This window comes from Micromonospora krabiensis (assembly GCF_900091425.1).
Classification (GTDB): domain Bacteria; phylum Actinomycetota; class Actinomycetes; order Mycobacteriales; family Micromonosporaceae; genus Micromonospora; species Micromonospora krabiensis.
Genome location: NZ_LT598496.1, coordinates 1,179,991 through 1,198,491 on the forward strand (window position 1 = coordinate 1,179,991; position 18,501 = coordinate 1,198,491).

At 73.4% G+C, this 18,501-nt stretch carries 19 protein-coding genes and 1 pseudogene; 9 read left to right on the forward strand and 11 right to left on the reverse strand.

Translation table 11 applies throughout. From position 1 onward, the window contains the following. Positions 1 to 7 precede the first annotated feature (7 nt). Positions 8 to 835 (reverse strand): helix-turn-helix transcriptional regulator, encoded by an 828-nt coding sequence (locus GA0070620_RS05115; RefSeq protein WP_091588791.1) that lies wholly within the window; start codon positions 833 to 835, stop codon positions 8 to 10. 87 nt (positions 836 to 922) lie between these two features. On the opposite strand from GA0070620_RS05115, the gene GA0070620_RS05120 reads away from it, so the two are divergent. Then, positions 923 to 1,705 (forward strand): SDR family NAD(P)-dependent oxidoreductase, encoded by a 783-nt coding sequence (locus tag GA0070620_RS05120; RefSeq protein ID WP_091588792.1) that lies wholly within the window; start codon positions 923 to 925, stop codon positions 1,703 to 1,705. 146 nt (positions 1,706 to 1,851) lie between these two features. On the opposite strand, the gene pip is transcribed toward GA0070620_RS05120, so the two are convergent. Further along, entirely contained in the window at positions 1,852 to 2,799 is a 948-nt protein-coding gene (pip, locus tag GA0070620_RS05125; RefSeq protein ID WP_091588793.1) for a prolyl aminopeptidase, read from the reverse strand. Positions 2,800 to 2,842: 43 nt separating this feature from the next. Between pip and GA0070620_RS05130 the strand changes: the two genes are divergently transcribed. After that, positions 2,843 to 3,334 carry a MarR family winged helix-turn-helix transcriptional regulator gene (locus tag GA0070620_RS05130; protein WP_197677553.1) on the forward strand — a complete coding sequence of 164 codons (492 nt, stop codon included), beginning with the start codon at positions 2,843 to 2,845 and terminating at the stop codon, positions 3,332 to 3,334. A 70-nt stretch (positions 3,335 to 3,404) separates the two neighbouring features. Here GA0070620_RS05130 and GA0070620_RS05135 read toward each other — a convergent pair whose 3' ends face one another. Together GA0070620_RS05135 and GA0070620_RS05140 are read right to left on the reverse strand one after the other, a co-directional pair. Next, on the reverse strand, positions 3,405 to 4,217 hold the full coding sequence (locus GA0070620_RS05135; protein WP_091588795.1) for an ABC transporter permease: 813 nt from the start codon (positions 4,215 to 4,217) through the stop codon (positions 3,405 to 3,407). Next, positions 4,214 to 5,173: an ATP-binding cassette domain-containing protein gene (locus tag GA0070620_RS05140; RefSeq protein WP_091588796.1), complete on the reverse strand. Its 960-nt coding sequence runs from the start codon at positions 5,171 to 5,173 to the stop codon at positions 4,214 to 4,216. Before GA0070620_RS05140 ends, GA0070620_RS05135 begins: the two co-directional genes overlap by 4 nt. Positions 5,174 to 5,258: 85 nt before the next feature. On the opposite strand from GA0070620_RS05140, the gene GA0070620_RS05145 reads away from it, so the two are divergent. Together GA0070620_RS05145 and def are read left to right on the forward strand one after the other, a co-directional pair. After that, complete coding sequence (locus GA0070620_RS05145; protein WP_091588797.1) at positions 5,259 to 6,050, forward strand: TetR/AcrR family transcriptional regulator; 792 nt, start codon at positions 5,259 to 5,261, stop codon at positions 6,048 to 6,050. Between the two features lie 10 nt (positions 6,051 to 6,060). Beyond that, on the forward strand, positions 6,061 to 6,570 hold the full coding sequence (def, locus tag GA0070620_RS05150) for a peptide deformylase (RefSeq protein WP_091588798.1): 510 nt from the start codon (positions 6,061 to 6,063) through the stop codon (positions 6,568 to 6,570). Positions 6,571 to 6,594: 24 nt separating this feature from the next. Here def and GA0070620_RS05155 read toward each other — a convergent pair whose 3' ends face one another. Both GA0070620_RS05155 and GA0070620_RS05160 read right to left on the reverse strand, forming a co-directional pair. Beyond that, entirely contained in the window at positions 6,595 to 7,365 is a 771-nt protein-coding gene (locus tag GA0070620_RS05155; RefSeq protein WP_091588799.1) for a GNAT family N-acetyltransferase, read from the reverse strand. A gap of 1 nt (position 7,366) precedes the next feature. Next, the gene (locus tag GA0070620_RS05160; RefSeq protein WP_269456560.1) at positions 7,367 to 8,140 is read right to left on the reverse strand and encodes a sulfite exporter TauE/SafE family protein; all 774 of its coding nucleotides are present in this window, start codon (positions 8,138 to 8,140) and stop codon (positions 7,367 to 7,369) included. Positions 8,141 to 8,313: 173 nt separating this feature from the next. Between GA0070620_RS05160 and GA0070620_RS05165 the strand changes: the two genes are divergently transcribed. The 3 genes from GA0070620_RS05165 (at position 8,314) to GA0070620_RS05175 (ending at position 12,064) form a co-directional block, all read left to right on the forward strand. After that, on the forward strand, positions 8,314 to 9,093 hold the full coding sequence (locus tag GA0070620_RS05165; protein WP_091588800.1) for an endonuclease/exonuclease/phosphatase family protein: 780 nt from the start codon (positions 8,314 to 8,316) through the stop codon (positions 9,091 to 9,093). A gap of 149 nt (positions 9,094 to 9,242) precedes the next feature. Beyond that, a complete protein-coding gene (locus GA0070620_RS05170; RefSeq protein WP_091588801.1) occupies positions 9,243 to 11,345 on the forward strand; it encodes a M14 family zinc carboxypeptidase in 2,103 nt (700 codons plus the stop codon). An 86-nt stretch (positions 11,346 to 11,431) separates the two neighbouring features. Continuing rightward, positions 11,432 to 12,064 (forward strand): fasciclin domain-containing protein, encoded by a 633-nt coding sequence (locus tag GA0070620_RS05175; protein ID WP_157741538.1) that lies wholly within the window; start codon positions 11,432 to 11,434, stop codon positions 12,062 to 12,064. Positions 12,065 to 12,082: 18 nt separating this feature from the next. Here GA0070620_RS05175 and GA0070620_RS05180 read toward each other — a convergent pair whose 3' ends face one another. The 3 genes from GA0070620_RS05180 to GA0070620_RS05190 all read right to left on the reverse strand — a co-directional run bounded on the left by GA0070620_RS05180 (position 12,083) and on the right by GA0070620_RS05190 (position 15,712). Then, on the reverse strand, positions 12,083 to 13,084 hold the full coding sequence (locus GA0070620_RS05180) for a tyrosine-type recombinase/integrase (protein ID WP_091588803.1): 1,002 nt from the start codon (positions 13,082 to 13,084) through the stop codon (positions 12,083 to 12,085). A gap of 748 nt (positions 13,085 to 13,832) precedes the next feature. Further along, positions 13,833 to 15,293, reverse strand: coding sequence for a M48 family metalloprotease (locus tag GA0070620_RS05185; protein WP_091588804.1), 1,461 nt, complete (start codon positions 15,291 to 15,293; stop codon positions 13,833 to 13,835). Further along, on the reverse strand, positions 15,290 to 15,712 hold the full coding sequence (locus tag GA0070620_RS05190) for a hypothetical protein (RefSeq protein WP_157741539.1): 423 nt from the start codon (positions 15,710 to 15,712) through the stop codon (positions 15,290 to 15,292). The genes GA0070620_RS05185 and GA0070620_RS05190 overlap by 4 nt, the downstream gene beginning before the upstream one ends. Positions 15,713 to 15,899: 187 nt before the next feature. Between GA0070620_RS05190 and GA0070620_RS05195 the strand changes: the two are divergent. Continuing rightward, a pseudogene (locus GA0070620_RS05195) lies at positions 15,900 to 16,175 on the forward strand (hypothetical protein); the annotation flags it as partial. An 89-nt stretch (positions 16,176 to 16,264) separates the two neighbouring features. Then, positions 16,265 to 16,666 carry a DUF6223 family protein gene (locus GA0070620_RS05200; RefSeq protein ID WP_091588807.1) on the forward strand — a complete coding sequence of 134 codons (402 nt, stop codon included), beginning with the start codon at positions 16,265 to 16,267 and terminating at the stop codon, positions 16,664 to 16,666. A 9-nt stretch (positions 16,667 to 16,675) separates the two neighbouring features. Here GA0070620_RS05200 and GA0070620_RS05205 read toward each other — a convergent pair whose 3' ends face one another. Further along, the gene (locus GA0070620_RS05205) at positions 16,676 to 17,338 is read right to left on the reverse strand and encodes a response regulator transcription factor (protein WP_091588808.1); all 663 of its coding nucleotides are present in this window, start codon (positions 17,336 to 17,338) and stop codon (positions 16,676 to 16,678) included. After that, positions 17,335 to 18,480 (reverse strand): sensor histidine kinase, encoded by a 1,146-nt coding sequence (locus GA0070620_RS05210; RefSeq protein ID WP_091588809.1) that lies wholly within the window; start codon positions 18,478 to 18,480, stop codon positions 17,335 to 17,337. Before GA0070620_RS05210 ends, GA0070620_RS05205 begins: the two co-directional genes overlap by 4 nt. Between the last annotated feature and the right edge of the window lie 21 nt (positions 18,481 to 18,501).

Sequence of the window (18,501 nt, forward strand, 5' to 3'; positions counted from 1 at the left end):
ATGCGGCTCAGCGGTAGCCGGCCCCGACGGCACCCAGGAAGGCCAGCGCCTCGGCGTCACGGGACCCGGGCGGCGTGCTGTAGAGCACGAGGTGCTGGTCGCGGTCCGCGAGGGTGAGCGCGTCGCAGTCGACGGTGATCTCCCCGACGACCGGGTGCCGGAACGTCTTGGTGAGCATCGGCGCGGTCTGCACGTCGTGCCGATCCCAGAGCCGGGCGAACTCGCGGCTGTCGTCGCGCAGCTCGGCGACCAGGCCACCGACCACGGGGTCGGCCGGATACCGGGCCAGCGCGGATCGCAGCCTGACGACGACGTGGTGCCGGAACTCCGTGACGTCGGAGACCCCGTACAGCGCCGGCGGCCCGAGGAACGCCCGGCGGGCGAGATTGCGCTCCCGCGGGGCCAGCGCGGCGAAGTCCTCCATGAGCGCGGCCGCGAGGTCGTTCCACGCGAGCACCTCGAAGGCCGCGGACGTCACGAAGGCAGCCGTCTGCGGCAGCCGGTCGAGCAGCGCGAGGATGCTCGGCCGCACGTCGCGCCGGTGCAGGCCCGTGCGGCTCGGCATGGTGCCCGCGAGGACGTGCAGGTGATCGGACTCGGCCTCGGTGAGCCGCAGGGCGTCCGCGATCCCGGCGAGGACCTCACCCGACGGTCGCGGCGCTCGGCCCTGCTCGAGCCGCACGTAGTACTCCGTGGAGATGTGCGCGAGGACCGCCACCTCCTCACGGCGAAGCCCCGGTGTCCGCCGCCGCGGACCCGCGGGCAGGCCCACGTCCCGTGGGCCCAGCCGCTCCCGGCGGCTCCGAAGGAACGCCCCGAGCTCCTGCCTGTCCATGCCTCCAAGTCTGCACCCCGCCCGGCGACGGATCCTGGTACCGATGATGCCTGCCTCCGGTCTCGAGGTCGGCCGAAGGTGTGTGTCATGACCAACGACAGCGACACCACACCGATCGGCCTGCTGACCGGCAAGGTCGTGTTCATCACCGGCGCCAGCCGCGGCATCGGCGCGGCCGCCGCCCGACTCTTCGCACGCGAGGGCGCGGCGGTCGTGCTCGCCGCACGCAGCGTCGACGCCATCGAGAAGATCGTCGCCGAGGTCCGCGCGGCCGACGGCGTCGCGGACGCCGTGGCGGTGGACCTCGCCGACGGGGCGAGCATCCGCGCGGCGGTCGACCACGTCGAGGCGTTGCACGGCCGGCTCGACGGCGCGTTCAACAACGGCGCGGCGATCCAGCAGCCCGGCCCGCTCGACACGACGAGCGACGAGGACGTCGAGGAGCAGTTCGCGGTGAACTTCCGCGGGCACTGGACCGCGATGAGGTGCGAGGCGGCGCTCATGCGCCGTGCCGGCGGCGGGGCGATCGTCAACACGTCGAGCATCGGCAGCCGCCGCGCGAACCCGGAGCTGCCCGCGTACGGGGCGATGAAACGGGCGCTCAACAGCATCACCGAGACCGCCGCGGTGACCTGGGGACGGCAGGGGATCCGGGTCAACGGCATCACGCCCGGCGGCACCGCGACGGAGATGATCGACAAGTGGGAGGCGGCGTCGCCGGGGGTGGTCGAGCGCATCACGGCGCGCATCCCGCTCGGCCGGATGGCCTCGCCCCGCGAGGTCGCCGAGGTGGCCGCGTGGCTGCTCAGCGATCGGGCGTCGATGGTGACCGGCGCGATCGTGCCGGTCGACGGTGGTGCCGGCGCCTGAGCGGGAGCGCCCGTCAGGGGTGTTCGGCTGCGCGGCGTCCGCCGCACCGCCGTGCGCCCACGGCACCTACGACGACCTCGTCGCGCAACGCTCCCGGGCCCTGGCGATGCTCCCCGACCGCCAGGGCTGACACATCCGCCGGCGGGTCAGCGGGCGGCGAAGTCGTCCAGCGCGGCGACGACCCGCTCGCCGATCCCGTGTCCGGCGCCGTGCCCGGCGGCCTCGACCACCTCCAGGCGGGCGTCCGGCCAGGCCTGCGCCAGCTGCCACGCCACGTCCAGCGGGCTGCTGACGTCGAGCCGGCCGTGCAGCAGGACGCCCGGGATGCCGGCCAGCCGGGCGGCGCCGTCCAGCAGCGCGCCGTCGGGGAGGAAGGCGGCGTTGCTCCAGTAGTGGCTGACCAGCCGGGCCGACAGCATCCGGAAGCCCGGGTCGGCGAAGCGGGGGTCGGGACGCCACCCGGGGACCGTGCGCACGTGGGTGTCGTCCCAGAGGCACCACTCGCGGGCCGCGCGATCCCGCACGGCCGGGTCGGGATCGGCGAGCAGCCGGGCGTACGCGGCGGCGAGGTTCCCGTCCCGGTCGGCGGGCGGCACCCCGTCGCGGAACCGCGCCCACTCGGCGGGGAAGATCCGCCCCATGTCACGGGTGATCCACTCGACCTCCCGGCGGCTGGTGGTGACCACGCTGAACAGGACCAGTTCGCTGACCCGCTCGGGGTGGGCCTGCGCGTACGCGAGGCCGAGGGTGGAGCCCCACGACGCGCCGAGCACCAGCCACCGCTCGACGCCGAGGTGCGCGCGCAGCCGTTCGAGGTCGCCGACCAGGTGGGCGGTGGTGTTGGTGGCCAGGTCGACGCCCGGATCGGCGGCGTGGGGGAGGCTGCGGCCGCAGCCGCGCTGGTCGACCAGGACGACCCGGTAGCGGGCCGGGTCGAAGTAGCGCCGCCAGCCGGGTGTGGCGCCCGAGCCGGGGCCGCCGTGCAGCACCACCGCCGGCTTGCCGTCGGGGTTGCCGCACGTCTCCCAGTACACGCGCTGACCGTCGCCGACGTCGAGCAGGCCGTGCGCGTACGGCTCGACGGGTGGGTGCATGACCGTCCTCCCTCAGATACAACAGCGCTGTTACATTAGCGGGGTGACGGACGCCGTGCCCGACGGGGAGGCCCTGGGGACGCTGCTGCGGCACGTCCTCGACGTGCTCGACGGCGACGTGGCCGCCGTCTACACCGAGCAGGGCGTCGCCGACTACCGCCCCCGGTTCTCGCCGCCGCTGCGCGTGCTCGTCGCCGACGGGCCGCTGCCGATCCGCGACCTGGCCCGCCGCGTCGGGGTCACCCACTCGGCCGCCAGCCAGACGGTGGCGCAGATGGCCCGGGCCGGGCTGGTGGAACTCACCCCCGGCGCCGACGCCCGGCAACGCCTCGTGCACCTGAGCGCCCGCGGCCGTGAGCTGCTGCCGCTGGTGGAGGCGGAGTGGGCGGCCACCACCGCCGCCCTGCGCCAGCTCGACGACGAGCTGCCCGCGCCGCTGGCCGACGTCCTGCACGCCGTGCTCGCCGCCGTACGCCGTCGGCCCCTGCGCCGGCGCATCGCCGACGCCGGCCTGCCCTCACCGCCTGGGCGGTGAACCGTCGCGACCGTCTTACCGCACGCGGCCGGTGACGCGCTCGCCCGCCACGTCACCGGCCGCGCCGGTTTCAGCGGCTCAGCCGCCGGTAGCGGCGCACCGACAGGGGCAGGAAGACCGCGATCAGCAGCGCCGGCCACGCCACCGCGAGCGCCAGCGCGTGCTGCGCGGCGAACGAGTCGCCACCCCAACCGGGATTGCCGAACAGCTCCCGGCAGGCGGCCACGGTGGCCGACAGCGGGTTCCACTGTGCGACCGGGGCGAGCCAGCCCGGCATCGTCTCGGGCGCCGCGAACGCGTTGGAGGTGAAGCCGACCGGCCAGACGAGGATCTGCAGCACCATCACCGACTCGGGGCGGCGCAGCACCAGGGCCAGGTGGATGCCCACCCAGATCAACGCGAACCGCAGCAGCAGGAGCAGCCCGACCGCAGCGGCGGCGGCCGCCATCCCGTTGCGCCACTGCCAGCCGACCAGCCGCCCGCAGGCCAGGATGACGGCCAGCCCGGCGGCGGAGTAGAGCAGGTCGGCGCCGGCCCGGCCGGCGACCACCGCCGAGCGGGCCATCGGCAGGGACCGGAACCGGTCGGTGACCCCGCGGGCGGTGTCGGTGGCCACGGCGGTGTAGGTGGCCTCCAGGCCGAACGCCATCGTGAGACCGAACATGCCGGGCAGCAGGAACTCCCGGTAGTCGCCGCCGCCCGGCACCGCCATCGCGCCGCCGAACAGGTAGCCGAACATCAGCACCAGCAGCACCGGGAAGAGCAGCCCGATGAGCAGCTCGACCGGCTGGCGGGTCCAGTGGGTCACCGCCCGACCGGTCAGGACGAGGGCGTCGGTGACCGCCCACCGCAGCCGGCGCGGGGAAAGGGCCGCAACGCTCACGCCGCCACCTCCTCACGCGCGGCGGTCAGCCGCAGGAACACCTCGTCGAGGGTGGGCCGGCGGACGGCCACGTCGGCGACGCCCAGCTGCGCCTCCTGCAACGCGCGCAGCACGGTGGTCAGGGCGGTCACCCGCTCGCCGACCGGCGCGCTGACCCGCAGGATGGCCGGGTCGACCGCGCATTCGGCCCCGGTCGCCGCGGAGATCACGGCGGCCGCCTCGGCCAGGTCGCCGGCGTGGTGCAGCATAACGTCGAGGCGGTCGCCGCCGAGGTCGTCCTTGAGCTGGGCCGGGGTGCCGGCGGCGACGACCCGGCCGGTGTCGACGACGGCGACGGTGTCGGCGAGCTGGTCCGCCTCGTCCAGGTACTGGGTGGTGAGCAGCACCGTCGTGCCGTCGGCGACGAGAGCGCGGACGGCGTCCCACACCTCGCTGCGGCCGCGCGGGTCCAGCCCGGTGGTCGGCTCGTCGAGGAAGAGCACGGGCGGGGCGAGGATCAGGCTGGCGGCCAGGTCCAGGCGCCGGCGCATCCCGCCGGAGTAGCCGGACACCGCTCGGTCGCCGGCGTCGGCGAGGCCGAACCGGTCGAGCAGCGCGTCGGCGCGGGCGCGGGCGGCCCGCCGGGTCAGGTGGTGCAGCCGCCCGAACAGCACCAGGTTCTGCCGACCGGTGAGCACCTCGTCGACCGCGGCGTGCTGCCCGACCAGGCCGATGGCGGCGCGGACCCGGTCGGGGCGGGTCAGCACGTCGTGCCCGGCGACCCGGGCCCGGCCGCCGTCTGGCCGCAGCAGAGTGGTCAGGATCCGCACGGCGGTGGTCTTGCCCGCGCCGTTGGGTCCCAGCAGCCCGCACACCGTGCCTGCCGCCACCGTGAGGTCCAGCCCCGCCAGGGCGGTCGTGTCGCCGTAGCGCTTGCGCAGCCCCTCGGCCTCGATCGTCGCGGTTCCGGTCGCCATCGCGCCTCCTCGTCCTCGTGCCGTGGTCGCACGCCGTACGGCGTACCGTACACCGTACGACAAGAGCGTCGGTAGAGTCCCGGAGGTGACCACCGAGTACAGCGGCACCGGCGACCCCGCGCGCAGCCTCGCCCTGCTCTGGCGCACCCGCGAACCCGCCACCCGCCGCGGCCGCACCGACCTCACCGTGGACCGGATCGTCCGCGCCGCCATCGAGCTCGCCGACACCGAGGGCCTCGCCGCCCTGTCCATGCGCCGCGTCGCCGAACGCCTCAGCGTCGGCACCATGTCGCTGTACACGCACGTCCCCGGCAAGGGCGAACTGCTCGACCTGATGCTCGACACCGTCTACGCCGAGACCACCGAGCCCCCGCCGGCCGCCGCCGACGGCTGGCGCGCCCGGCTCGAAGCCGTCGCCCGCGACAACTGGGCGCTCTACCTGCGCCACCCCTGGCTGCTGCAGGTCGCCACCACCCGCCCGCCGCTGGGCCCCAACCTCATCGCCCGCTACGAACGTGACCTGCGCGCCGTCGACGGCATCGGCCTGACCGACCTGGAGATGGACGCCGTGATCACCCTCGTCGGCGGGTTCGTCCACGGCACCGTACGCGGCGCGGTCGAGGCGGCGCAGGCCGCCGAACGCACCGGCATGACCGAGGAGCAGTGGTGGCGGGCGCACGCCCCCTACCTGGAGAAGGCGATGGACCCCCGACGGTTCCCCCTCGCCACCCGCGTCGGCGCCGCAGCCGGCGAGGAGTACCAGGCCGCCGCCGACCCGGCCCGCGCGTTCGAATTCGGCCTCGCCCGCATCCTCGACGGCATCGAGGTCCTCGTCCGCCACCGACCGGGCGCGACCGGCACCGACACCGACCGATAACCTGACGGGCATGACGATGCGCCCCATCCGGATCATCGGGGACCCCGTGCTGCGCACCTCGTGCACGCCGGTGACCAGCTTCGACGCCGACCTGCGCGCCCTGGTCACCGACCTGATGGACACCCTGCTCGGCGCGCCCGGCCGCGCCGGCGTCGCCGCCCCGCAGATCGGCGTCGACGCCCAGGTGTTCGTCTACGACGCCGACGGGCACCGCGGCCACCTGATCAACCCGACCCTCGAGCTGTCCGAGGAGCTCCAGGACGACGACGAGGGCTGCCTGTCCATCCCCGGCCTCTACTTCCCGACGCCCCGCGCGCTGCACGCCACCGCGCACGGCTTCGACCAGCACGGCGAACCGCTCACCATCTCCGGCAGCGGATTCCTCGCCCGGGCGTTGCAGCACGAGACCGACCACCTGGCCGGCCGCCTCTACGTCGACACCCTGCGCGGCGAGACCCGCCGGCGGGCGCTGCGGGAGATCCGCGCCGGCCGGTTCGACTCGCCCACCCGCCGCGCCTGACCGCCCACCGGGCCGCCTGACCGCCTACCGGGCGGTCAGGCGGTACTCGCCGTAGTCGGCCACCGGTGTGAAACCCAGCCGCGTGTACAGCCGCACCGCTGGCCCGTTGTCCGCGCGGACGTTCAACGTCACGTGGTCGACGCTGGCCCGCAGCCGCCGGCACAGCGCCGCCACCACTGCCGCCGCCAACCCCCGACCGCGCGCCGCCGGATCGGTCGTGACGTTGCCCAGCGCGGCCACCCGGTAGACCGGCGACCACACGTGCACACCGGCCACCGCCACCAACGCCCCACCCTCGCGGACCCCCAGATACTGCCCGGTGTCCAGCATCCGCGGGTCGAACCAGTTACCCGGGTACGCCCGCGCGTACAGGTCCCGCAGCTGCGGCAGGTCCGCCACGCCCAGCGGCTCCCCGGCCGGCGCCACACGCGCCAGCGCCGCCGGGTCGGTCAACGCCATCTTCAGGTGCGCGCCCGCGCCGTCCAGCCGAAACCGTGGCGACAACGCCGCGTCCAGGCCGGGGGACAGGTGCGCGTACAGACGCGGCGGCAATACCGGCGCCAGATCACTCAGCAGGGCGGCCAGCGCCGCCACCCGCGGCGGCGCGGCGAACGCCAGCAACGTCGGCGGATCCACCCCGTGGTAGAGCAACGCCACCTCGTCGTCCCGGCGGAACCACGACGTGTACGGCCAGAAGAAGTCGTCCAGGTCGCCCAACTGGTAGGCGTGCCGCACCGGATCCCGCGACAGCAGCCCGGCCAGCACCGCCCGGTCGTGCTCGGCGCGTACCGGCACGTCAGCCGGCCAGCCACTGGTCGTAGCCCAGCTTCGCGATCAGCGCCACCACCACCACCAGCAGCACCACCCGCACGAACCCGGCACCCCGGCGCAACGCCATCCGCGCGCCCAGCACCGCCCCGGCGATGTTGCACACCGCCATCGCCGCCCCGAGCAACCACCACACGTGCCCGGTCACCCCGAACACCACCAGCGCGCCCAGGTTCGTGCCCGCGTTGACCACCTTCGCCATCGCCGACCCGTGCACGAAGTCCGCGCCCACCAACGCCGTGAACGCCAGCACCAGGAACGTGCCCGTGCCCGGACCGATCAACCCGTCGTACAGGGCGATGCCCACCCCCGCCACCGCGACCGCGGCGGCCACCCGGGCCGGCGTACGCCGCTGCGGCAGCGCCACCACACCCAACCGGGGACGCAGCAACACGAACAACGCCACCGACATCAGCACCACCAGCACCACCGGCCGGTACGCCGCCCCCGGCACCGCCCCGGCCAACACCGCACCCACCCCCGCGGACACCACGGCGAACCCGGCCGCCGGCCCTGCCACACCCCAGTCAATCTTGGTGCGGCGCGCGAACGTGACCGCCGCCGTCGTGGTGCCCGCGATCGCGGCCAGCTTGTTCGTGCCCAGCGCGCTGGCCACCGGCATCCCCGGCGCGGCGACGAGCAACGCCGGCAGCAACAGCAACCCACCACCGCCCACCACGGCGTCGACCCAGCCGGCCATGGCGGCCGCGGCGAGCAGGGTGGTCAGCGATACGGGGTCCACGGCCGGCAATTCTGCCCACCCGACCAGGATCGATGCCGAACCCTGTGGCCAGCCTCACCCCCGACGCCGGCGCAGCCACACCCCCACCGCACCCACCGCCACGAAGACCAGCATCGAACACAGCAACGCCCTGAGCACCCGGCAAGACTGCCACGGCGTCGTAGGGTGCAGGAGTGCGCCTGGCCACCTTCAACCTGCTGCACGGACGGTCCCTGACCGACGGGCTCGTCGACGCCGACCGCCTCGCCGCCGCCGTCAGCGCGCTCGACGCCGACGTGCTCGCCCTGCAGGAGGTCGACCGTGACCAGAGCCGCAGCGGCAAACTCGACCTCACCGCCATCGCCGCCCGCGCCCTCGGCGCACCCCACCACCGCTTCGCCGCCGCCGTCGTCGGCACCCCCGGCGAGGGCTTCCGCCCCCTCACCCACGACGACGACGGCCACGGCGAACCCTGCTACGGCGTCGGCCTGATCAGCCGCCACCCCGTCCGCACCTGGCGCGTCACCCGCCTCAAGGGCGCACCCGTCCGCTCACCCGTCGTCGTCCCCGGCCCCCGCGGCGGTCTGATCCTGCTGCGCGACGAACCACGCGTCGTGCTCGCCGCCGTCCTCGACACCCCGTACGGGCCGCTGACCGTCGCCGCCACCCACCTGTCGTTCGTACCCGGGTGGAACATCCGCCAGCTCCGCCAGGTCGTCCGCGCCCTGCGCGCCCTGCCGGCGCCCCGCGTCCTACTCGGCGACCTCAACCTGCCCGCCGGCGTCGCCCGACTGGTCTCCGGCTGGCGCCCGCTGGGCCGTCGCCACACCTACCCGGCCGGCGAACCCCGCGTGCAACTCGACCACATCCTCGCCGACCGCGCCGCCGTCGCCCAACTGCCCCCGGTCACCGCCGTCGACACCCCGCTGTCCACCATCTCCGACCACCGCCCCCTGCTCGTCGACCTCGGCTGAGCAGCACACCCCGCGGTCAGCGGCGGCGGGGGAGAGCACCCCTTACGGAGGGTCACCGCAAGATTCCCTCAAGATCGTTGCGCCGGGCAATCACGCCGATCATGCTGGTCCCCACCGCCTCAAGGTCAACCAGCCCTCACGGAGGCCACATGAGACGCCCCCGCACCACCCTCATCGCACTGTCCACACTGCTCACCCTCACTCTCACCCCCCTCGCCGGACCGGCCTACGCCGACCCGGCCGCACCCCACCAGGTCACCGACCTCACCGTCCGCCAGGGCGACGGCTACGCCACCCTCGCCTGGCAGCCCGTCGACGGCGCCACCGACTACCAGATCGAACGCACCCCCGTCGACGCCACCGGCACCCCCACCGGCACCCCCACCATCGTCGGCATCTGGCGACCCAACCGGCAGATCAACCAGGAGGCACCCACCTTCGCCGACGCCGGCTTCAACCCCGGCGACCGGTTCACCTGGCGCGTCCGCGCCCGCACCGGCACCACCGAACAGCCCTACTCCGAGCCCGTCACCGGCACCACCACCGCCCCCTGGGGCGACCCCACCACCCCCGGCCAGCAGCTGCGCACCCAGTGGGAGACCACCCGCGCCGCCCAGTACACCAGCGACACCGACGAATACGCCTACACGGCCGCGATCGACGCACTCAGCGACCGCGTACGCGTCGTGGAGATCGGCCGGACGGTGCTGAACCGACCGATCAACATGTTCGTCATCGGCTACCCCACCCCACCGGCCACCCCGGCCGCCGTGGCCGCCACCTCACCGCTGGCCATCAACTGCAACGTCCACGGCAACGAACCCGGCGACCGCGAAGCCTGCCTCATCATGGCCCGGCAACTCGCCTTCGCCACCGACGCCCGCACCATCGACCTGCTCAGCCACACCACCGTCCTGATCGTCCCCACGATCAACGGTGACGGCCGCGCCGCCAACACCCGCGGCAACTCCACCGGCCAGGACCTCAACCGCGACTACTCGCTCATCCGCCAGCCGGAGACCGCCGCGTACGTCAACATGCTCCGCCAGTACCGGCCCATCGCCGGCTACGACGGACACGAATACGGCAACTCCCGCGCCGGCGACCTGCCCATGCTCCCGCCGCGACACCAGAACGTCCCGCAGTCCATCTTCGACGAGTCCATGGACATGATCGAAGGCCACATGTACGGCGAAGGCGCCAAGGACGGCTGGTGGGCCTGCCCCTACGGCTGCGAAGGCGGCGGCAGCGTCGGCCTCAGCGAGGAGACCATCCTCCGCAACACCCTCGGCCTGAAGAACGTCGTCAACTCCCTGCTGGAGCTGCGCAGCTCCGGCGGACAGACCCGACCGGACGAGGGCAACACCGCCAACAACCGCCGCCGCAAGACCTTCTCCGCCCTCTGGACCTTCCAGCACTTCCTCGACTACCACCGGGCGAACCTGCCCGCCATCACCCAGGCCCGCGCCGAAGCCATCACCTGGCAGGCCAGCAACACCGGGCGCCTCGTCTTCCGCGGCTCCCGACCCATCCCCGCCCACCCGGCACCGCACCCCGGCGACAGCCCGCCGCCGATCGACGCCCCGCCGGCCAACCTCATCCTCGACAACGCCCCCTGCGCCTACCGGCTCACCGAGGAGCAGTACCGCGGCGCCCGCACCGACGGACCCGGCGGCAACGGCGCCACCGTCGCCGACCGCATCGCCGACCACGGCTGGCAGGTCGTCAAGGTCGGCGACAGCTACTACGTCCCGCTCAACCAGCCCGAACGCGGCCTCATCCCGCTGCTGCTCGACGAGCTGGGCGTGGAGAAGCTCGTCGACGGCGAACGGATCTACCCGACCCTCACCGGCCGGCGCACCGGCCCGCTCACCGTCACCGGCTTCACCTGCGCCGCCGACGCCACCATCACCGGCCCCGTCACCGTCCGGCCCGGCGCCGCGCTCGTCGCCACCGGCACCACCGTCACCGGCCCGATCAACGCCAGCAACGCCGCCGGCGTCCTGCTCGCCGACAGCCGCGTCACCGGCCCGGTCCGCCTGACCGGCACCACCGACGCCATCTCCCTGATCGACGTCACCGTCACCGGCCCCGTCGACCTCGCCGGCAACCGCACCGCCACCGAGCCACTGCTCGTCGGCAACGCGGTCACCGGCCCGATCTCCTGCACCGGCAACACCCCCGCACCGAGCAACCTCACCATCCGCAACACCGGGACCGGCCCCCGCGCCGGCCAGTGCGCCACCCTGTGACACCCACCCGGTGACCGACGGTGCCGGCCGGGCGAGCCCACCAGCCCGCCCGGCCGGCACCACCCACCCGACCCGTGGAGACCGCCGTGTCGTACCCGCGCACCCGCCGCCGCCTCGCCAGCCTCGCCGCCGCGGCTCTGCTGCTCACCGCCACCGCCTGCACCACCGGCGAGAACCGCGACGACGCGAGCAGCACCCGGGTCGCCGTCGCAGGGCCCCTCTGCGACGCCCTGCCCACCGGCAGCGAACCCGGCAACCCCACCGACCTCGCCGGGCAACCCGTCGACAAGGCCCTCCAGTGGATTCCCACCCTCACCACCTTCGAGGCCGCCCTACGCACCAGCGGCCTGCTCACCGACCTCCACCAGGACGACCTCACCCTGCTCGCTCCCACCGACGACGCCTTCGCCGCCTGGTTCAACGACGACACCTGGGACACCCTCATGACCCGGGACCACGACAAGCTGCGCACCCTCGTCAAGGCCCACCTGATCGCCGGCACCCACAGCCTCGACCAGCTCGCCGCCGCGGGCACCGCCACCACCCTCGACGGCACCACCCTCACCGTCACCCGCAGCGGCCCCACCACCCGGTTCGGCGACAAGGCCGACGCGGTCTGCGCCGACTACCAGGCCACCGGCGCCCGCATCCACCTCGTCAACGCGGTGCTCGGCCCGCTGCCCAAGACCGCCGACGGCACCGGCCACCGCGCCCACTGACGCGCCCTCCGCCGACCGTCAGCGCTCGTCGGCGGGCAGCAACGCGGCGAGGGCCCGGTTGGTGCGGTTGGCCCGTACCGCGTCGCGCTGCTGCCCGGCCGTCACCTCGATGTACGTCTGCGACGACGCCAACGACGCGTGCCCCAGCAGCCGCATGATCTCCGCCGCGCTCGCCCCGTCCTCGGCCAGCCGGGTCGCGAACGTGTGCCGCAGCGCGTGCAGCCGCGCACCGCGTGGCACCCGGTCACCGATGCCCGCCCGCCGGTAACAGGACTCCACCAGGTACTGCAGCCCACCCCGGCGCAGCGCCTCACCCCGCCGGTCCACCAGCAGCGGCGAATCCGGCCGTACGCTGCGCGCCCCGAACCGGCGCCGCCGACTCTCCAGGTACTCGGCCAGCACCCGCTCCAGACCCACCTCAATCGGCACCGCCCGCGGTCGCCCACCCTTGCCGGCCACGTCCACCCGCCGCTCGCCCTCCCGACCGACGACCGAGCCGACCCGCAGCGCCAACAGCTCGGACAGCCGCAGCCCCGCGCAGAGCGCCAACGCCAGCACCGCCAGGTCGCGCTGCGGCCACGGGTCCCGCTGACGGCCGTCCTCGCGGGCCACGGCTGCCAGCAGCTCCTCCGGGGTGTCCTCGCCCCGCAGCGGCTTGGGCTGGGGGAGCGGCGTGCGGGGCCGCCCCACCGCCGGCATCGGGTTCCCCGGTACGACCGCCTCGGCGACCAGGAAGGTGAAGAAGCTGTTCCAGGTGGACCAGGCACGGTGGACGGACGCGACCGCGCGGGCAGCGGCGAACCGGGCGAACGCCGCCCGCATGACACGGGGGGACAGGGCCTCGACGGTCAGGTCGTCGAGGGGGAGGGGAGGGGTGACGGTCTCGCCGGCCAGCGTCGCGACCGTTCGCAGGTCCCGCCGGTAGGCGGCCAGGGTGTGGGGGGAGGGCTTGCGGGTGGCCCGGGCGGTCAGGAACTCCTCGATCAGGCGACTTACCGATTCGTCCTGTTTGTCATGCATAAGGGACATTATGCATGATTCTCGCGTTCCAGCCAAGATCGACGAAGTTGGGGGAGAGCGGGGCGATCGAGGGCGGTTTCACGGGCGACGCTGGCGTTGACCCGGGGGTGGGTTGGCGCAGGACCTGAACGACTCCAGGTCGGCCCGGTGGTGGGGTCTGCCGTCGGGAAGACACCGCCACGTCAGCATCCGGCGTGGACCAACCGCGACGCCGGCGATTCTCGGGCTCGCCGCGGAAGCCACAGGGCTTGGATTGACCCATGGACCTGCACCGGCGGCATCCGGCTGGAGCCGCCCGCCAGCGCGGCGCGTTGGGGGTCACACGGCGCCAGTGCCGAGATCCTTTGGTCCGCACGCCTTCACGGGCGCGGGGATCTCACGTGGACGCGTAGCCATTCAGGCCCTTCCGTAATAGGGCGGTCGACGCGGGGCTCCGCGATGCGCGGCACCGGCCCGGACGGCAACCCTGACCCCTCTCGGGGAGGCCCGATCCGATCAACTTTACATAATGTACATTATCGAATCCGCGCCGAAGGCCACCGACCAGACCGGAAGTGGCGCTGTTGCCCCTGCTCGCTCGTATCGAGCTGTCTCACGCGAACCTGAGCGCGGCCTGGGGCGTCCGAGCCGCGACGGAGCGTCGGCGACCCGGTGCCCGACGCCGGGTGACCCGGAAAGACTCTGTCCTGCGCGCTCGCCGGGCTGATGTCGGGCAGGCCCGCTGGTCCCCCGGGCGGACCGGCCGACGTCAAGCGGCAGGTCGGGAGCCGAGCAGCGGCACGAGCAGTTGGGTGATGACCACGCTCGCCGTGAGATGGGCCTCGCTGGGCACGCCGTGGGCGGCTATCGACGACCGTAAATGGCTGACCAGCGTGGAGAATTCAAGCGCCCGGTGCGGGGCGCAGATCTCGTCGACCGTGCTGGCCGGCACACCCCAGCTCAGGAGGGCCGCCTCAGCGTCCCCCGCGAGGCACGCACGCGCGCCCTCGGTCAGTGAGAACGGGGACGTCTTGTCGATCCTGGCGAGTATCGCGGCGTGGTCGTCCCGCGAGCGGCACTGCAACCGGTCGAGGAGCGAGATCGCCTGGAGGTAGTGCGAGGGCTGCGGCGAGTTGACCCGCGGCTCCCGCGAGAACCAGGCAACGTCGAACGGTCGGCCGGAGGGCGAGAAGTCGACGGCCTCCCGGGTAGCCCGTACCAGGTCGGTGAGGAACAGTTCGGCGAACTGGCGGGTCGCGCCGCTGAACTGGTCGAGGAGCCGGGCGGCCCGGGCGGGAGCGGGCGGGTGGCTGCGTCCGCGGCGGACGAACAGCCCTTGTTCGGTCACGTGAATGGCCAGCATCCCGACCAGCGCGCCCAAGGCGGCGCCCAGTTCGGGAACGTCGACGCCGCTGGTGGTGGGGATCGCGGCGCTGGCGCGTCGGCCGACGCGCATGGCTGCCTGGTAGCCGAGCAGATCCGCCTCGAACTCCTGTTGTTCGCTGAGGGGGCATGCGGACTGGTCGTCACCGGGCGGAGCGACGCTCGCGGCAGGACGGTGATCCAGCACGTGGTGGGCGATCTCGTGACAGAGCGCGAACGACATGGCCTGCATGGAGAGCCACAGGCTGATCGTCTCGGTCTGTCGCGTCTGGCGGTGGCCCAGTTTGGCGGCCAGCGCGTAGATCCGCTGGTTGACCAGGTAGTACCGCAGCAGGCCGCCGAGCAGCACCGGGTCGGCTCCGAGTCTGTTGTCGCGTACGGCTCTGCCCGCCCGCCACAGGTCGCGCAGCCGGCGTCCCGATTGGAGTTGCGCCATGCCCTCGGCCGCGCAGCCGGCATAGAGATGGCAGAGGGTGAAGGTGGCGTCGGAGATCAGAACGAGCGCGGATCCGTCGGGCAGCGGGCGCAGTCGCGCCATCACCTTCTCCTGCTTGAGGGTGACGACGAAGACGCGGGCGAGTCGCTCGGGTCTGTCCGTCAACTCGGCCATGGCTGCCATCGCCTCGCTGGTCAGCTCTGCGACCAGCCCGTCGACCGGGTTGCGGTGCTGGGTGCTCCACACGCTCCGCTGCCAGTCGCGGGTGTTCTCCTCGAGCTGGGCGAGATCATCGACCGCGTTCAGGTCGACCAGGCCCTGGATCATGTCTTCGAGTTGGTCTTCGCGGTCGATCCTGATGGTGTTCGCCAGGACCTCGGCCATGGATCTCGCGCCCGGGTCGGTGCTCATCTCGGTCGAGGGGCGTTTCGGCAGAACTCGCCGAGGCCCACACGGGAGATCAGCACGGCGAGCATGCCGATCGTCGACAGTGACGCATCCTCGATCAGCCGCAGCGTCTCGTAGACGGTGATCGCGTCGATGAGCCGGTCGGAGCCGGTCGTGCCGAGCAACGGCTGGATCCGTTCGTCGTGGCAGATCTTGCGCTGCAACTCTCGATGCTTGCTGCTGAACCACTCCTGGCCGAAGCGCCGGTGGTTCTCGTCGTCTTCCGGCGACAGGCCGATGCCCTCGCCGACGAGTTCGGCTCCCAGGAGGGCGTACAACTCGTCGTCGGTCTTGGTCCAGTATTGCTCAACGGTCATCGTTCGCCTCACCTGACTGCCGTGGCTACATGGGATCGCCCGGCCTCCGGCCAGGATCGCACGCACGGTGGCGTCCCCTGCACCACTGCCTCTCCGGTCCAGGGCTCCGGTCCGGCCGGTCCGTGCGGCCCCGCACGTGCGGGGACCGCGGACGTGAGGGCCAGCGTCGGGGCAGGCACCGAGGTCAGCCGTGGGCGTCAGGGCCGGGGTGGGTTCACGAGGGCCCGCCGCGGCCCGGATCCTTGCCGCGCGCGGGAATCGTGGTGTCGGAATGTTGACGGGCGGTGCGCCTTCGGGCGACCCGGAAGCACCACTCCCCTCGCCCGGGGTGGCGCACTCGTTCGTGCACGGGGATCAGCAGCACATCGTCGGGCGGAGCGCCGCCGCTGACCTGGTGCACTGGTACTGGTGGCCGGGGATCAGCCCCGGGGTCGACGACTGGGGTGCTCGGGGCGTGGTGAGTGACGACCCGGTGGGAGGGTCAACTGTGGCGGTGCGTCAGCCCGGGCGCGTACGACCCGGGTGGTAGGTCCATCGGCAACTCCGGCATGACGACCCGAGGCGGTGTCCGTACATACGCTGCCGCCTGTAGCCGTCCTGCGAGCAAAGGGGTCCCCAATGTCCGTCCGTCACCTGCTCACCGCCGTCCTGCCCGCGGAGATCGGGCTTGCCGCGCACATCTCGGCGCAGCCGGCCGCCGCCGGTGTGTTCACCATGAGCGCCGGGCGACTCGGGGCCTCCGTGGCCGCCGTGCTGGGGCTGACCGGCGCGATCGTCGGCGGGCTCGCCCTGGCCCGCCCCGCGGGTCGGGTCGGCGCTGCGGGTGGCCGGTTGCGGGCCACGGTGGCACTGGTGGTCGGTCTGGTCGGTGTCGTTCTGGGTGCGCTGGTGGTGGCGACCTCCGACAGCGGCATCGGCACCGGCAACGGGCGAGGCGGCGCCTATGTGGCCCTGGTGGTGGGGGTCATCAGCATCGTTCTCGGCGGGCTGGCGTTGGTCCGTTCCCGCCGCGCCGGCTGACCGGTCGACTCAGGAGCGGGCGAGCCAGCCGGGGACGGTCAAGCCGGACTCGTAGGCGAGGATCACCAGTTGGGCCCGGTCGCGGACCTGGGCCTTGGTCATGATTCGGCTGACGTGCGTCTTCGCGGTGGCGGGGCTCAGCACCTGCCGGGCGGCGATCTCGTCGTTGGAGAGGCCGGCGGCGACCAGCCCCATCACCTCCCGCTCCCGCTCGGTGAGGGCGCGCAGCCGCGGTCCCGGGTCGGGATGGGGGGCCCGGGCGGCGAACTCGGCGATCAGCCGGCGGGTGATCGACGGCGCGATCAGGGCGTCGCCGCGGGCGACCACGCGTACCCCGTGGATCAGCTCTCCCGGTTCGGTGTCCTTGACGAGGAAACCGCTGGCGCCGGCCCGCAGCGCGCCGTAGACGTAGTCGTCCAGGTCGAAGGTGGTCAGGATGATCACGCGGACCTCGGAGCTGGCGGTGATCTCCCGGGTGGCGGCCAGGCCGTCCAGGCGCGGCATCCGGATGTCCATCAGGACGATGTCCGGCCGCAGCTGCCGGGAGAGCCGTACGGCCTCTGCGCCGTCGGCTGCCTCGCCGACCACCTCGATGTCGTCCTCGCCGTCGAGGATGGACCGGAATCCGGCGCGTACCAGGGTCTGGTCGTCGGCGACCAGTACCCGGATCACGCTGTCGCTCCCGTCGGCACCGGGTCGGGGCGCAGGGGGAGGCGGGCGCGGACGTGGAAGCCGCCGTCCGGTCCGGGGCCGGTGGTCAGCGAACCGCCCAGTGCTCGGGCCCGCTCCCCCATGCCGAGGATTCCGTTGCCGGGCGGTCCCGGTGTGCCGGTGCCGTCGTCGTCGACCTCGATCAGCACGTCGTCGCCCGCCGGCCGGACCCGGATCACGGCGGAGGTGGCGTCGGCGTGCCGGGTGACGTTGGTGAGTGCCTCCTGGACGATCCGGTACGCGGCCAGGTCGACCTCCGGTGGCAACGGTCGGGTCTCGGCCAGTTCGGTGTGGATCGTCAGCCCGGACCGGCCGGCGGTCGTGACGAGTTCGTCGAGGCGGCTCAGGCCGGGCGTGGGAGCCGTCGGTGTCTGGTCGTCCTGGCGGAGGATGCCCAGGGTCGCGCGCAGCTCCCGCAGCGTCTCCTTGCTCGTCTGTTTGATGGCAGCGAGTGCCTGCTCGGCTCGGGCGGGGTCGGGGCGGTGCAGCGCGGCGCTGGCCTGGACGTTGATCAGTGACAGGTGGTGGCCGAGTGTGTCGTGCAGTTCGCGGGCGATGCGGAGCCGCTCCTCGGTGGCCCGGCGTCGGGCCTCCTCGTCCTTGCTCTGCTCGGCGGCGAGCACCCGGGCCTGCGCCTCGGCGAGGTAGGCGCGGCGGTTACGGGTCACGCCGGCGATGACGGCGACGAGCCAGCCGGCGTGCAGCAGCGTGGCCCCGTTGCCGGTGTCCGCGGTGCGGTGGTAGCTGTCGGCGGCGGCGAAGGTGACGACGGAGGCGGCGCCCAGGCCGATGGCGACCGCGAGGTGGCCCTCGTCGACGACGGTGTAGAGCGCGACGACGAAGACGAGCATGATGGGGCCGGGCCGGTGCAGGAGCGCCCCGTACGCGCTGACCGCGGCCAGCGCCACCAGGCCGACCGCCACCGGGTGTCGGCGGCGCAGGTGCAGCGCGCCGGTGCCGGCCAGCACGGCCAGCAGGGCGGCCCCTTCGGCGGCGGTGTCGATGCCCCGCGACTGCACCAGCAGGCCGACGACCGCGACCAGGCCGACCACGAGCACCAGGATGGTGTTCGTCGCCTGGCTTCGCGATCGCCAGCTGGACATGCGTCGAAGCGTAGCCGCCGA